This window comes from Rathayibacter tanaceti, assembly GCF_001634385.1.
Lineage (GTDB): Bacteria > Actinomycetota > Actinomycetes > Actinomycetales > Microbacteriaceae > Rathayibacter > Rathayibacter tanaceti.
Genome location: NZ_LIIN01000004.1, coordinates 1 through 14,527 on the forward strand (window position 1 = coordinate 1; position 14,527 = coordinate 14,527).

The following is a 14,527-nucleotide window of genomic DNA, read 5'->3' on the forward strand; positions in this document are numbered from 1 at the left end:
AGTCTTACAAGTACTGCACCTCGAAGGCCTGAACCGTTCGATTTGTCTTACTCGCCGATACCGGTTAGGCTAGTCGGAACCGAGGTTCCGATCGCCCCGTGGCAACTCGACTAACTTAGCACACCCGCGGGCCGTGTCAAATCCGGCTTCTTCGTGATGTCCGCGGTACGATCGAGGATCGTCTCGCTCCACCCCTGCGCGGCCATCAAGCCGAACAACGAAGCCGGGACCGAGATCCCGTGGAGGCTCTACATCCTACGCTCACGATCCCTGGTCTTCAAGAGACGAATCTCTAACAGATGTTAGGAGGTGAGGAGATGGTCCCCTCTTGAGGTGGGCCAGCTGGTCTTGGCGCTCTGCGCCGTACTCTCGCTTGCCGCTCCTTTGGGGTGACGAGGAGTTACACTACGTCGGCGCTCCTGCGGCGGGCAAATCAGGCGTCTCCCGGGCGTGTCGCGTTTCGACGCCGGCACGGGGCGACCTGCCTGCCGAGTCGCCTCAGCGGACGAAGGCCCCGGCGAAACTCCTCTTGCCGCGGCGCAGGACCGCGATGCCCTCGATCAGCGGGAGCTCGCCGAGCAGGGTCGACTCCGAGGGTACGGGCGAGTTGTTCACCGAGAGCCCACCCTGCGCGAGCGCGCGTCGAGCCTCCCCCATGCTCGACACGAGTCCGGTCTCGAGGAACGCCTGCAAGACGGGAGTGGTCGGCTCAGCCTCGACAGTGGGGACCGCCTCCAGCGCTCCGCGCAGGATCGCGGGGTCGACGTCTTCGAGCGCCCCTTTGCCGAAGAGCGCGGTCGCCGCGTCGATCACCGAGCGCGTCGTGTCGGCGCCGTGCACGAGAGAGGTCACCTCCCACGCCAGGGCGCGCTGCGCCTCCCTACGGAAGGGCTCGTCGACGCTCGCCCGCTCGAGCCGCTCGATCTCGGTGCGCGGCAAGAAGGTGAAGACCTTCAACCGGTCCACGACGTCCCGATCGTCGGTGTTGACCCAGAACTGGTAGAACGCGTACGGGCTGGTCAACTCCGGGTCGAGCCAGACGGCGTTGCCCTCGCTCTTGCCGAACTTGGTGCCGTCGGAGTTCATCACGAGCGGCGTGCCGATCGCGTGCACCGAGACCCCTTCGGTGCGGTGGATCAGATCGGTCCCGCTGGTGAGGTTGCCCCACTGGTCGCTTCCTCCGGTCTGCAGCACGCATCCGTACTGCCGGTACAGCTCGAGGTAGTCGAGTCCCTGCAGGATCTGGTAGCTGAACTCGGTGTAGCTGATCCCCGCGTCCGAGTTGAGCCGTGCGCTCACCGCGTCCTTCTTGATCATCGTGCCGACACGGAAGTGCTTGCCGATTTCGCGGAGGAAGTCGATCGCCGAGAGCGGTGCCGTCCAGTCGAGGTTGTTGACCAGGCGCAGGCCGTTGCCACCCTCGACGGCCAGGAAACGCGAGACCTGCACCTGGAGGCGCTCGACCCAGTCGGTGACGGTCTCACGGGAGTTCAGCGTCCGCTCCGCGGTCGGTCGCGGGTCGCCGATCAGACCGGTGGAGCCTCCGACCAGTCCGAGCGGTCGATGGCCCGCGAGCTGGAGCCGGCGCATCACGATGAGCTGGACCAGGTTGCCGAGGTGCAGACTCGGGGCGGTGGGGTCGAACCCGCAGTAGTACGTGACCGGGTCCCCGCTGAGCACCTCTCTGAGCGCATCGCGATCGGTCGACACGTGGACGGAGCCGCGCCACACGAGCTCGTCCCAGACGGAATCGAAGGAGCGGTCGAGCAGCGGGGTCGTCGCGGAACCTTGGACGTCCTGGTCGGTCACGGCTCCAGGGTAGCGCGACGGCGGGATGCTTGAGCGATCAGGGCAAGCCTGTGGGCTTGATTCAGGCAGATCAAGTGTTGATACTTGATCGCGGAGGTCCCATGTTCGTCATCACCGCGGATCAGCGCGACAGTCGGCACGACGACGACCGCGTGGAGCACACCATCGGGCACCTGGTTTCGGAGGCGGGCGCGTCGTTCGTCCTCCCCCCGGAGCGCACGGCCGGCGACGAGTTCCAGGTCGTCCTCGATCGGGCGGAGGCGGTCGTCCCGCTCGTGCTCGAGCTGCACCGCGCTGGACACTGGAGCATCGGACTCGGCGTCGGCTCGGTCGAGCGTCCGCTCCCCGCCACCACCCGGGCAGCACGGGGCGAGGCGTACTTCGCGGCCCGCCGTGCGGTCGAGGCGGCCAAGGGCCGGCCGACCCGCTTCTCCCTCGACCCCGACGCACCCGGAGGCACGACGCGACGACCGCCGATGTGCAGGCACTGATCGATCCGCTCCTGCTGCTGCGCGACTCCCGGACCGACGCCGGCTGGCAGATCATCGATCTGCTCGAGAGCGGACTCTCGCAGAAGGACGCCGCCGAGCGCCTCGCCGTCAGCCCCCAGGCCGTGAGCCTGCGGGTGCGCGCCGCGAGCGGCCGCGTCGACGGACCGGCACGCGACGCGATCGCGCGCCTGCTGACGGTGGTGGACCGTACGCTCGATCCGACCCCCGACCCCACCGACGAGAGGACCTCCCGATGACGGAGACCCCCGGCTCCCCCGCGCTGCTCCTCGCCTCCGCGCTGCAGTCAGCCTCGTGGACAGGCGTCGTGCTCGTGCTGCTCGCCGGTCTGATCGGAGCTGTGCTCGCGGTGCGGCTGCGCCGGCCGCAGCTGGCGTGGATCGGGCTCGGCTCGACCGGCGCGGCATTCCTGCTGACGGCGATCGCCGGAGTCTCGGCTCCTCCCGCGCACACGGTACTGGTCGCGGTCCTGGCCTTCGCGCTGGCCGTGGTCGGCGGTGGGCCCGTCGTGCTGCTCACCCTCGACCTCGCGACCGCCGATGCGCGCACGGGCCGGCACGGCGGGATCATGGTGGCGGGAGCATCCCGCCCCTCGACGTCGGGCACGCCCACCGCCGTCGGCCAGCCGATCGAGGTGCTCCGCGGCGGCACGACCATCGGCGTGCTGGAACGGATCACGACCGCGGGCGCGCTGATGAGCGGGCTGCCGGAGGGCATCGCCGTGGTGGTCGCGATCAAGGGCGTCGGCCGGTTCAGCGAACTCGCCTCACCGGAGGCGCGAGAGCGATTCATCATCGGCACCCTGGCGAGCCTTGCGTGGTCAGCGGCACTCGGAGTGCTCGCCCGCCTCTACCTCGTCGGCTGAGCTCAGCGCCGAACACTCCCGGATCCACGCCGCGGCGCAGCCGCCCGGTACGGCGAGACGGTCGGGTCGCCCGGGATGCTGAAGCGCCAGGGGTACTCCTCGCCGCCGCCCGGACCGGAGACGCCCGTCCGCACGGTCGCGACGACCGCGGCCGGCGACGGTGCCCCCCGCAACTCGAACGCCGCGCCGAGCGGATCCCCGGACTCGGCGAGCCGCACCCCGAGCGCCTTCGCCAGTCGCGCCGGACCGCGAGCGAGGTCCCTGATCGGCACCGATCCGCGGCGCGCCAGTGCCAGCTCCTCCCCCACCACCACCTCGCCCGCGCGCACCAGCACGGCGGAGGCGGTGCCCGCGGGCGAGCAGACGATGTTGACGCAGGTGTGCATCCCATAGGTGAAGTAGGCGTAGACCGAGCCGGGCGCACCGAACATCGGTGCGGTCCGCGGGGTGGGGCCGCGGTGCGCGTGCGAGCCGGGATCCTCTCCCGTGCCCAGGTACGCCTCCACCTCGGTCAGGCGAACACCGACCACGCCCTCCTCGGTGCGGTGCAGGAGGACGCAGCCGAGCAGCTCCGGCGCGACCTCGAGCGCCGAGCGGGACAGATCCGGGATCGACACGCCTAGAAGAAGCTCTGCCCCGACACCAGCGTGACGATGATCACCGCGACGATCACAACCGTCGCGACGATCACGAGGGTCCGCTGCTGCCAGGGCCGCAGCGGTGGACGGCCCTCGTCGCCCGGCGCCCCGCCGAGGGTCATGCGCGTTCTCCGCGGAGAGCAGCGCGGACGACACGCACCCGCTCGGTGAGCCGGCCGAGCTGCTCCGCGACGCGGTCAGGGGCCGTCCCTCCGACGCCGTCGCGGCTCGCGACCGAACCCTCGATGCTGAGGACCGAGCGGACATCCGGGGTGAGCGACGGGGACACCGATGCGAGCGTGTCGTCGTCAAGCCCGTCGAGCCCGAGGCCGCGCGACTCAGCGAGCTTCACCAGTTCACCTGTGATCTCGTGCGCGTCACGGAAGGGGACGTGCTTCTTCACGAGCCACTCGGCGACGTCGGTGGCAAGAGAGAAGCCCTGCGGCGCGAGCTCGGCCATCCGGTCCGTGTGGAAGGTGAGTGTCGCGATCATCCCGCTGAAGGCCGGGAGCAGAACCTCGAGGGTCGTCACCGAGTCGAAGACCGGCTCCTTGTCCTCCTGAAGGTCGCGGTTGTACGCGAGCGGGAGCGCCTTGAGAGTCGCCAGTAGCCCGGTCAGGTTGCCCAGTAGACGGCCGGCCTTGCCCCGCGCGAGCTCAGCGATGTCGGGGTTCTTCTTCTGCGGCATGATCGAGGATCCGGTCGAGTAGCCGTCGTCGAGGGTGACGAAGGCGAACTCCCGCGTGTTCCAGAGGATCACCTCCTCGGCGATCCTCGACACGTCGACTCCGACCATCGCGGCGACGAAGGCGAACTCTGCGACGAGATCGCGACTGGCGGTGCCGTCGATCGAGTTCGGCACGCTCTCCGCGAAGCCCAGGTCACGGGCGACCGCCTCGGCGTCGAGCCCGAGCGTCGAACCGGCGAGTGCTCCGGAGCCGTAGGGCGAGACGTCGGCGCGCGCGGTCCAGTCGCGCAGACGCTCCAGGTCGCGCAGCAGAGCCCAGCCGTGGGCGAGCAGGTGGTGAGCGAGCAGGACGGGCTGCGCGTGCTGCAGGTGCGTGCGCCCGGGCATGATCGCGGTCGGATGCGCGGTGGCCTGGGCAGCGAGAGCGTCGATGAGCTGCACCACCAGCTCCGAGACGATCACGGCGTGATCGCGGAGATACATCCGCACAAAGGTCGCGATCTGGTCGTTCCGCGAGCGCCCGGCGCGGAGCTTGCCGCCGAGCGCCGGGCCCGCCTCGAGCATCAGACCCCGCTCGAGGGCACCGTGGACGTCCTCGTCGGCCTCCTCTGCCGTGAAGCTGCCGTCGGCGACGGCCGTGCCCAGCCGATCGAGCGCGTCGAGCATTCCCATCAGCTCGGCCTCGTCGAGGTAGCCTGCGGCCGCGAGCGCACGGGCGTGCGCCCGAGATCCGGCGAGATCATAGGGCGCGAGCTGCCAGTCGAAGTGCGTCGATTTCGAGAGGGCGGCGAGTTCGGGGGACGGGCCGCCGGCGAAGCGCCCGCCCCACAGGGCCCCGGCCTCGCCCGCGCGGGCGGAGGGTCGTTCCGTCATGGTTCTCCTCGGTGTCGGCAGTCGAGTCTACGCAGCGGTGCCGACGCTGCCGGCGCGCTCGAGGAGCCACACCAGGAGTGCCTTCTGCGCGTGCAGCCGGTTCTCCGCCTCGTCCCAGATGACGCTCTGCGGGCCGTCGATGACGTCGGCCGTCACTTCGTAGCCGCGATCGGCGGGGAGGCAGTGCAGGAACAGCGCGTCCGGGACGGCGGCGGCCATGGTGTCGACGTCGACGCGGTAGGCCCCGAACGTCGCGACGCGCTCGGCCTTCTCGTCCTCCTTGCCCATCGAGACCCAGGTGTCGGTGATGACGATGTCCGAGCCCGCCGCGCCCTCCGCAGGATCGGTCGTGGTGAGCACAGAGCCGCCTGTCGTCGCGGCGATGCGCTCGCGTCCGCGAGGACCGACGACGACGGTGTGTACGACTCCGGGGAGACGATGCGCACGTGCATGCCCGCCGTCGCACCGGCGAGGAGGTAGGAGTGCGCCATATTGCTGGCCCCGTCGCCGAAGAAGGTGAGGGTCAGGCCTGCGAGGCGTCCGCGGTGCTCGCGGATCGTCAGCAGGTCGGCGAGCAGCTGGCAGGGGTGGAACTCATCCGAGAGCGCATTCACCACAGGGACCCGGGTGTCCCGCGCCATCTCCTCCAGACCGGACTGCGCGAAGGTGCGCCACACGATGGCCGCGACCTGGCGCTCGAGGACCCGCGCTGTGTCGGATGCGGTCTCCTTGCCCCCGAGCTGGCTGCTCGCGGTCGAGATGATCAGCGGGCTCCCGCCCAGGTCGGCGATGCCGACCGCGAAGGACACGCGGGTGCGGGTGGAGGACTTGTCGAAGATCACGGCGACGGTCTGCGGACCGGCGAGCGGCTTCCGCGCGAAGCGGTCGCGCTTGAGCTCGAGCGCGAGATCGAGGATCTGGGCCTGCTCGGCGGGGGTGAGGTCGTCGTCGCGGAGGAAGTGGCGGGTCACGGTACTGGTCGCTTTCGGTGGGAGGTGCAGGGTCAGAGGGAGTGCAGGGCACGGCCGAGGCGGTCGGCGAACTCGTCGACGTCGGCGGCGGTGACGATCAGCGGCGGCGCCAGACGGATGCTGGACTCGTTCGCTGCGTTCACGATCAGCCCGGCCTCGAGTGCGGCCCCGGCGAGGTCGGCAGCCACCGGGCGAGTGAGGGCGAGGCCGAGGAGCAGGCCCGCGCCTCGGACGCCTCCGATCAGTGGGGAGCGGAGCGCGGTCACCGCTTCGACGATCTGAGCCCCGCGCACGCGCGCGTTGGCGAGCAGGTCGGCCCGCTCGATCTCGGCGATCACGGCGGCGGCGACCGCGGTCGCGAGCGGATTGCCGCCGAAAGTGCTGCCGTGATGGCCCTTCTGCAGCAGATCGGAGGCGGCGCCAACGGTGACGAGCGCGCCGATCGGGAAGCCTCCGCCGAGCCCCTTCGCCAGAGTGACGGCATCGGGGAGGATGTCTGCCGCCTGATAGGCGAACCAGCGGCCGGTCCGACCGATTCCGGTCTGGATCTCGTCGACGATGAGCAGCGCTCCGTGCTGGTGTGTGAGCTCCCTGGCCCGCTCGAGGAAGCCGGCGGGCAGCGGGATCACGCCCGCCTCCCCCTGAATCGGCTCGACGACCAGCGCAGCAACAGAGTCGTCGAGCGCGCCCTCGAGCGCTTCGACGCTCGCGTCGATGTGCTCGACGCCGCCCGGCATCGGCTCGAACGGGGCGCGCATCGCAGCCTTGCCCGTCAGCGCGAGCGAGCCCATCGTGCGTCCATGGAACGCGTTCTGCAGAGCCAGGATGCGGTGCCGACCGCCCGCCGCGTTCAGCCGGGCGAGCTTGAAGGCCGCCTCGTTCGCCTCCGTCCCGGAGTTGGCGAAGAAGACCCGGCCGGTGGCACCCGCGCCAGTGAGCCTCCGGAGGGTGTCGGCCAGCTCGATCTGCGGCGCGGTGGCGAAGTAGTTGGAGACGTGCGCGAGCGCGCCGGCCTGGCGCGAGACGGCCTCGACGAAGACCGGATGCGCGTGACCGAGCGCATTGACGGCGATGCCGCCGAGGAAGTCGAGGTACTCGCGACCGTCGACATCCCAGACGCGGCAGCCCCGACCGCGCTCGAGCACCGCGAGCGGCGGCGCGAACGTCTGCATCATCGTGGCGGAGTAGTGGTCGCGCGCCGACTCGGTGTGCGACGCGGTCGGGACGGAGGGCGTGGACATGGGGGCCTTTCGATCGGAGCGGTCCGGCCTCGAGGGCCGTCGGAGCGCCACCCGGACGGGTGGACGCGCGGAGCCGGGGCCGCTGAAGATCAGCGGCCCGACATTCGCTCCCGGTCGCGCGGATCGCCGGAGGCGACGACCTCGGTGCCGATCCCCTCCGAGGTGAACACCTCAAGCAGGATCGAGTGCGGGATCCGGCCGTCGATGATGGCGGCCTTGGGCACTCCCCCTAGCACGGCGTCGAGGCACGCGGTCATCTTGGGGATCATCCCCGATTCGAGGGAGGGCAGTAGCGCCGCGAGCTCGTCGGAGCGGATGTGGGACACGAGGGACTCGCGGTCGGGCCAGTCGGAGTAGAGCCCGGCGACATCCGTGAGGACGACGAGCTTCTCGGCGCCCAGCGCGACGGCGAGGGCGGCCGCGGCGGCATCGGCGTTGACGTTGAGCGACTGCGTCGGGTCGTCGGAATCGGGGGCGATCGAGGAGACGACCGGGATCCGCCCGGCCTCGAGCTGCGCGAGCACCGCTGCGGGATCGACCGCGATCACGTCGCCCACAAGGCCCAGGTCGTGCTCCTCCCCGTCGATCACGACGCCGCGCCGGCGGCCGACGAACAGCCCCGCGTCCTCACCCGAGATCCCCGCGGCGAGAGGGCCGTGCTCGTTGATGCGCCGCACGATGTCGCGGCTGATGCTGCCGGTGAGCACCATGCGCACCACCTCCATCGCCTCGGGACTCGTCACCCGGTATCCGCCGCGGAACTCGCTCGCGATGCCGAGCCGGTCGAGCATCCGCGAGATCTGCGGGCCGCCGCCGTGCACGACGACCGGGCGGATGCCGGCATAGCGGAGGTAGACGAGATCCTGGGCGAAGGCTCGCTGCAGTTCCTCCGACACCATGGCGTTGCCGCCGAACTTGATCACCATGGTTCGGCCGTGGAAGCTCTGCAGCCAGGGAAGCGCCTCGATCAGGGTCGCCGCCTTGCCGGGGGCCGCGTCGCGCAGCGCACGGCTCTCCTCCGCAGTGGGGGTCTCGTCTCTCATCGTCGCCTCAGCTCGAGTAGGCCGAGTTCTCGTGCACGTAGTCGTGCGTGAGGTCGTTGGTCCAGATGGTCGCCGTCGCATCGCCGGCGTGCAGGTCGATGTCGACCGACACCCCCCGCGGGGTGAGGTCGACGAGGTCGCGGCTCTCGTGCGACTCTCCGGCACGGCAGACCTGGACGCCGTTCATGGCGACGTCGATGCCGTACGGGTCGAACTGCGCGTCGGTGGTGCCCACGGCGCGAGGACCCGGCCCCAGTTGGGATCGTTGCCGAAGATCGCGGCCTTGAAGAGGTTGCTGCGCGAGACCGCCCGGGCGACGTCGACGGCCTCGTCCTCGCTGGCGGCGTTCAGCACGCGGATGGCGACGTCGTGAGCGGCGCCCTCGGCGTCGGCCTGGAGCTGCAGCGTCAGGTCTCGGCAGACCTGGGTCAGCGCAGCCGTGAATCCGGCCGCGTCGGGGGTCACTCCGCTCGCGCCGCTCGCGAGCAGTGCGACCGTGTCGTTCGTCGACATGCAGCCGTCGGAGTCGAGCCGGTCGAAGCTCATCCGGGTCGCCTCGCGCAGCGCCGCGTCGAGGTCGACGGAGTCGAGGGCCGCGTCCGTCGTGATGACCACGAGCATCGTCGCCAGGCCCGGAGCGAGCATGCCGGCGCCCTTCGCCATGCCGCCGACGCTCCAGCCCTGCTCGGAGCGCACGGTCGCCTGTTTGGGGACCGTGTCGGTCGTCATGATGGCGCGGGCCGCCGCCTCGCCCGCCTCCGCGCCCGTCTCGAGCTCGACCGACGCGTCCCTCACGCCCGCGGTGAGCTTCGCGAGGTCGAGCTGATCGCCGATCAGGCCAGTGGAGCAGACGAGGACATCACCTGCCGAGACCTCGAGGTGCTCGCCCACGAGCTCGGCGGTGCGGTGGGTGACCTGGAAGCCCTGCGCCCCGGTGTAGCAGTTGGCACCGCCGGAGTTGAGCACGATCGCCGAGACGACGCCGTCCGCGATGACCTGTTCGCTCCAGAGCACGGGGTTGGCCTTGCAGCGGTTGCTCGTGAAGACCGCCGCCGCGGACTGCAGCGGGCCGAGGTTCTGCACGAGCGCGACGTCGCGCGCACCGGTCGACTTGAGCCCGGCGACGACACCGGCGGCGGTGAATCCTGCTGCTGCAGTGATGCTCACGGAGCGACTCCGTTCATGCTGAGGCCCAGGGACTCGGGGAGCCCGAGGGCGATGTTGGTCGACTGGAGGGCTGCCCCGGCCGTGCCCTTGACCAGGTTGTCGATCGCCGAGACGACGACGACCCGACGGGCGCGCTCGTCGATGCTCAGGCCGAGCAGAGCGGTGTTCGCTCCGACGACGTCGGCCGTGCGGGGGAAGGAGCCCTCGGGCAGCAGCTGCACGAAGAGCTCGTCGCCGTAGGCGGTCTCCCACGCGGCGCGGACGTCCTGCGCCGAGACGCCGGGGGCCAGCCTGGCCGTCGAGGTGGCGAGGATGCCCCGCGCCATCGGGACGAGCACGGGCGTGAACGAGATCGAGACCGGCCCCGCCCCCGCCAGGAGCAGGTTCTGCCGGATCTCGGGATTGTGGCGGTGGGCTCCTCCCAGACCGTAGGCATGGGCGGACCCGAGGAGTTCGCTGGCGAGCAGGTCGGTGCGCAGGCTCTTCCCGGCGCCCGAGGGGCCCACGGCGAGCACGGACACGAGGTCGGAGGGTTCGATGACACCGGCGTGCAGGCCGGGGGCGAGGCCGAGGGTGACGGCCGTCACGTTGCAGCCCGGGACGGCGATACGACGCACCCCCGCCAGCCGATCGCGCTGCTTGTGTCCGCCACCTCCCAGGAGCAGCTCGGGAAGGCCGTACGGCCAGGCGCCGGCGAAGGCTCCGCCGTAGTAGTCGTCCCAGTCCTGCGGATCGGTCAGCCGGTGGTCGGCGCCGCAGTCGACGACCAGGACGTCGTCGGGCAGGGTCGCGGTGATCTCGCCGGACTTGCCGTGCGGCAGCGCGAGGAAGACCACGTCATGGCCGGCGAGGTTCTCGGTGCTGGTGTCGACGAGGACGAGCTCGCGCAGAGACCGCAGGTGCGGGTGCACGGCGACGAGCGGCTGCCCGGCATTGGCGTGCGCGGTCACCGTGCGCACCTCGAACTCGGGGTGATCCGCGAGCAGACGCAGGAGCTCGCCGCCCGCGTACCCGCTCGCACCGGCCACCGCCACGGAGAAAGTCATGCCCGAGAGCCTAGCCGGTGCGGATCGGCGGCCTCGCCCGGTGCCGCTGGTCGCTCACTCCCGCAGCCGGGCGCCGAAGCGCTCCGCAGCGAGCCGCACTCCGCTCTCCTTGGCCGCAGTGGCCTCGGCCGCTGTCAAGGTCCGGTCGGCGGCGCGGAAGCGCAGTGCGAAGGTGAGCGACTTCGTGCCCTCCGCCAGTCCGGAGCCGCGATAGTCGTCGACGAGACGGATCGCCTCGAGCAGCGCGCCCGCCCCCTCGAGGACGGCAGCACGCACGTCGCCCGCGGCGGTCTCGATCGGCACGACGAGGGAGAGATCCTGTGTGGCGGCCGGGAGGGAGCCGACGGGGCGGGCGACCAGGACCGCTCCGGTGCGTGCGATCACCGGCTCGAGGCTGAGTTCGACCACGGCGACACGTCGTGGCAGGTCGAGCTCGTCGGCGAGCGCCGGCAGCAGCTCGCCCGCGTGTCCGATCACGGCACCGTCGAAGAGGATCTCGGCGGTGCGGCCCGGATGCAGAGCCGCATGCGAGCCCTGGCGCAGGACGAGGTCCGCGCCGGTGGCAGCGGCGATCGTGCGGACGACGTCGAGCGCGTCGCGCCAGTCGGCGTCGCGGCCGGCGACTCCCGGCTGACGCAGGAGTGCCGAGCCTGTGAGCAGCGCCGCGAGGTGCAGCGGCTGTGGCGGGATGCCGGCGTTCAGCGCCGCCTCGACCTCCGCGGGCGGGCGGGCACCGCCGACCGGAAGCGCGTCGGACCCGAACGGCCGCCCTCTCTCCGGGAGGAACACGGAACCGAGCTCGTAGACCGCGAGATCCACGAGTCCGCGGGAGCGATTGCGCGCAGCGGCCTGCGCCAGACCGGGGAGGAGAGAGATCCGCAGCTGGGCGGCGGTCGCATCCAGCGGGTTGGCGAGGGTGATCTGCTCCTGCGGCTCGCCCGTCGCGACCCGAGCCGGTCGTTGATCGGCCGCGAGAGGAACGGGTAGGAGAGGATTTCCGTCAGCCCCGAGGCGGCGAGCGCCTGGGCGACGGTACGGCGCAGGCGCTGCCCTGCGGTCAGCCCGCGTCCAGGAGGCGCGACGGGCAGGATCGCGGGGATGCGGTCGTACCCGGTGATCCGGGCGACCTCCTCGGCGAGGGTCGCCCGATCGGTGAGATCCGGGCGCCAGCTCGGCGGCGCGACCAGCAGGCCCGCTCCGCCTGCCTCGACGGAGGCGCCGATCTCGGCGAGCGCACCTCGGATCTCCTCGGGCGCGTACTCGACTCCGATCAGCCCGGAGACGTAGCCGTCGGGCAGCTCGATCGGCTCGATCGTGCGCGGGTCGGCGAGCACCGACCCGAGCTCGTCGGCCGTACCGCCCGCCAGGTCGACCAGGAGCTGCACGGCGCGGGCGGCGGCGACGGGAGCCACCAGCGGGTCGACGCCGCGCTCGAAGCGGCGCGAGGCCTCGCTGGGCAGCTTGTGTCTCCTGGCCGTGCGGGCGACCGACACCGGGTCGAAGTTGGCGGCCTCGATCACCACGTCGGAGGTGCCGGCCGAGATCTCCGTCCGCGCGCCTCCCATGACACCGGCGAGACCGATCGCACCGGCGTCGTCCGCGATGACCAGGTCTTCTGCGTGCAGTCGGCGGGTCTGCCCGTCGAGCGTTTCGAGGGTCTCACCGCGGCCGGCGCGACGCACCACGATGCCTCCCCTGAGCGTTGCGAGGTCGTAGCCGTGCAGCGGCTGGCCGAGCTCGAACATCACGTAGTTGGTGATGTCCACCACCAGCGAGACCGAGCGGACTCCGGCCAGGCGGAGCCGCGCGAGCATCCAGGGCGGAGTGGGTCGGGAGGTGTCGACTCCGCGGACGACGCGCGTGACGAAGACGGACGAGCCGACGCGCCCGCGGATCGGCGCCTCATCGGCGACCGTCACCGGGAAGACCGGAGCAGACTCCGACCGCGTGTACGCGAGCACGGCGTGCGCGGGATCACGGAACGCCGCTCCGGTGGCATGGGCGTACTCGCGGGCGATTCCGCGGATCGAGAACGCGTAGCCGCGGTCGGGCGTCACGTTGACCTCGACCGCCGCGTCATCAAGTCCGAGGAGCGCGATCGCGTCGGCGCCCGGCTCCGCGTCGACTCCGAGGGTCGCCAGGCGCAGGATGCCGTCGTGGTCGTCGCCGAGCCCCAGCTCGCGGCTCGACGCGATCATCCCGTCGGAGACGTGCCCGTACGTCTTCCGCGCCGAGATCGGGAACGGACCTGGCAGGACCGCGCCCGGGAGCGAGACCACGACCTTGTCCCCGACCGTGAAATTGTGGGCGCCGCACACGATGCCGCGGACGTCCTCACCGCCGTCGGCGGCCCGCTGCCCGGCAGGAGCCACGCGGACGTGGCACCAGTTGATCGTCTTGCCGTTCGTCTGCGGCTCCGGCGCGAGGTCGAGGACCTCGCCCACGACTACAGGGCCCGTCACCTCGAAGCGGTGGACGTCCTCCTCCTCGAGCCCGACCGACACCAGGGCCGCGTGCACGGCCTCGGTCGTGACGTCATGCTCGAGGTCGACGTACTCCCCGAGCCAGCTCAGCGGGACGCGCATCAGATCACCATCCCGTACTGCTCGCTGAAGCGGACGTCACCCTCGACCATGTCCCGCATGTCCTTCACGTCGTTGCGGAACATCAGGGTCCTCTCGATCCCCATGCCGAACGCGAACCCGGAGTACTCATCCGGATCGATGCCGGCGGCGCGGAGCACGTTCGGGTTGACCATGCCGCAGCCGCCCCACTCGATCCAGCGGGCGCCGCCGACGAAGGTGGGGTGCCAGACGTCGAGCTCGGCACTGGGTTCGGTGAAGGGGAAGTAGTTGGGACGCAGGCGGATCCTGGCGTCGTCGCCGAACAGGATCCGTGCGACGTGCTCGAGCGTGCCGCGCAGGTGCGCCATCGTGAGCCCACGGTCGACCGCGAGGCCCTCGAACTGCGTGAAGACGGGGGTGTGCGTCGCGTCGAGCTCATCCGTGCGGTACACGCGGCCCGGAGCAATGACGTAGAGCGGCAGCGGTCGCTCGAGCATCGAGCGGATCTGCACGGGCGATGTGTGCGTGCGCAGCACCAGGTGGGAGCCGACCGGGTCGACGAAGAAAGTGTCCTGCATCGCGCGGGCCGGGTGGTCCTCGTCGAAGTTGAGGGCGTCGAAGTTGAACCACTCGTTCTCGAGCTCGGGTCCTTCGGCGATCTCCCACCCCATGCCGACGAAGACGTCGGCGATCGATTCCTGGAGCAGCGAGAGCGGGTGGCGCGCTCCGCGCCTCACGAAGCTCGCCCCCGCGGTCACGTCGACCCGCTCGGCCTCGAGGGCCGCTGACTCCTCGGCCGCGACCAGCTCGGCCTCCCGAGCGGCGTAGGCGTCGCCCACCTGCTTGCGGGCGCCGCCGATGATCTTGCCGGAGGCAGCCTTGTGCTCGGGAGGGACGGAGCGCATCTGCGCGTTCAGCCGGGCGAGGGCAGAGCCCTCGGCGAGATGGGCGGCTCTGGCCGCCTTCAGTGCGGCGGAGTCGTCCGCCGCAGCGATGGCGGCGAGGGCATCGGCGACCGCTGCGGAGACGGCCTCGTCGGTGATCGGGTTGCTGTCTGACACGGTTCCCCAGTGTAGGCGAGCCCTTCCGCCCCGCCGGGCAGCCGACTACTCG

At 71.0% G+C, this 14,527-nt stretch carries 11 protein-coding genes and 3 pseudogenes; 3 read left to right on the forward strand and 11 right to left on the reverse strand.

The genetic code is table 11. The features are described from left to right. Positions 1-498: 498 nt before the first annotated feature. Positions 499-1,809: a tyrosine--tRNA ligase gene (tyrS, locus tag ACH61_RS00960; RefSeq protein ID WP_068207461.1), complete on the reverse strand. Its 1,311-nt coding sequence runs from the start codon at positions 1,807-1,809 to the stop codon at positions 499-501. A 101-nt stretch (positions 1,810-1,910) separates the two neighbouring features. Here tyrS and ACH61_RS16635 point away from each other — a divergent pair, with 101 nt between their 5' ends. From ACH61_RS16635 to ACH61_RS18050, 3 genes are read left to right on the forward strand one after another with little or no spacing between them, the layout of a single operon-like run. Then, on the forward strand, positions 1,911-2,300 hold the full coding sequence (locus tag ACH61_RS16635; protein WP_153038768.1) for a hypothetical protein: 390 nt from the start codon (positions 1,911-1,913) through the stop codon (positions 2,298-2,300). Beyond that, positions 2,288-2,557, forward strand: a complete 270-nt coding sequence (locus tag ACH61_RS16640; protein WP_153038769.1) for a hypothetical protein — start codon at positions 2,288-2,290, stop codon at positions 2,555-2,557. Before ACH61_RS16635 ends, ACH61_RS16640 begins: the two co-directional genes overlap by 13 nt. Beyond that, positions 2,554-3,183: a hypothetical protein gene (locus tag ACH61_RS18050; protein WP_068207463.1), complete on the forward strand. Its 630-nt coding sequence runs from the start codon at positions 2,554-2,556 to the stop codon at positions 3,181-3,183. The genes ACH61_RS16640 and ACH61_RS18050 overlap by 4 nt, the downstream gene beginning before the upstream one ends. A gap of 2 nt (positions 3,184-3,185) precedes the next feature. On the opposite strand, the gene ACH61_RS00975 is transcribed toward ACH61_RS18050, so the two are convergent. The 10 genes and pseudogenes from ACH61_RS00975 to pheS all read right to left on the reverse strand — a co-directional run bounded on the left by ACH61_RS00975 (position 3,186) and on the right by pheS (position 14,475). Beyond that, positions 3,186-3,800, reverse strand: coding sequence for a DNA-3-methyladenine glycosylase (locus ACH61_RS00975; protein ID WP_068207466.1), 615 nt, complete (start codon positions 3,798-3,800; stop codon positions 3,186-3,188). Between the two features lie 2 nt (positions 3,801-3,802). After that, positions 3,803-3,943 carry a hypothetical protein gene (locus tag ACH61_RS17190; RefSeq protein WP_158286135.1) on the reverse strand — a complete coding sequence of 47 codons (141 nt, stop codon included), beginning with the start codon at positions 3,941-3,943 and terminating at the stop codon, positions 3,803-3,805. Beyond that, the gene (gene argH / locus ACH61_RS00980; RefSeq protein ID WP_068207469.1) at positions 3,940-5,382 is read right to left on the reverse strand and encodes an argininosuccinate lyase; all 1,443 of its coding nucleotides are present in this window, start codon (positions 5,380-5,382) and stop codon (positions 3,940-3,942) included. The genes ACH61_RS17190 and argH overlap by 4 nt, the downstream gene beginning before the upstream one ends. 27 nt (positions 5,383-5,409) lie before the next feature. Further along, a pseudogene (argF, locus tag ACH61_RS00985) lies at positions 5,410-6,353 on the reverse strand (ornithine carbamoyltransferase). 32 nt (positions 6,354-6,385) lie between these two features. Continuing rightward, positions 6,386-7,594 carry an acetylornithine transaminase gene (locus ACH61_RS00990; RefSeq protein ID WP_082844908.1) on the reverse strand — a complete coding sequence of 403 codons (1,209 nt, stop codon included), beginning with the start codon at positions 7,592-7,594 and terminating at the stop codon, positions 6,386-6,388. A gap of 89 nt (positions 7,595-7,683) precedes the next feature. Beyond that, positions 7,684-8,637, reverse strand: coding sequence for an acetylglutamate kinase (argB, locus tag ACH61_RS00995; protein WP_068207471.1), 954 nt, complete (start codon positions 8,635-8,637; stop codon positions 7,684-7,686). A 7-nt stretch (positions 8,638-8,644) separates the two neighbouring features. Further along, a pseudogene (gene argJ, locus ACH61_RS01000) lies at positions 8,645-9,804 on the reverse strand (bifunctional glutamate N-acetyltransferase/amino-acid acetyltransferase ArgJ). Beyond that, the gene (gene argC, locus ACH61_RS01005) at positions 9,801-10,850 is read right to left on the reverse strand and encodes an N-acetyl-gamma-glutamyl-phosphate reductase (protein ID WP_068207474.1); all 1,050 of its coding nucleotides are present in this window, start codon (positions 10,848-10,850) and stop codon (positions 9,801-9,803) included. Before argC ends, argJ begins: the two are co-directional and overlap by 4 nt. Positions 10,851-10,904: 54 nt before the next feature. Further along, positions 10,905-13,435 (reverse strand): annotated as a pseudogene (pheT, locus tag ACH61_RS01010) (phenylalanine--tRNA ligase subunit beta). Further along, on the reverse strand, positions 13,435-14,475 hold the full coding sequence (gene pheS, locus ACH61_RS01015; RefSeq protein WP_068207478.1) for a phenylalanine--tRNA ligase subunit alpha: 1,041 nt from the start codon (positions 14,473-14,475) through the stop codon (positions 13,435-13,437). The pseudogene pheT and the gene pheS overlap by 1 nt, the downstream one beginning before the upstream one ends. Between the last annotated feature and the right edge of the window lie 52 nt (positions 14,476-14,527).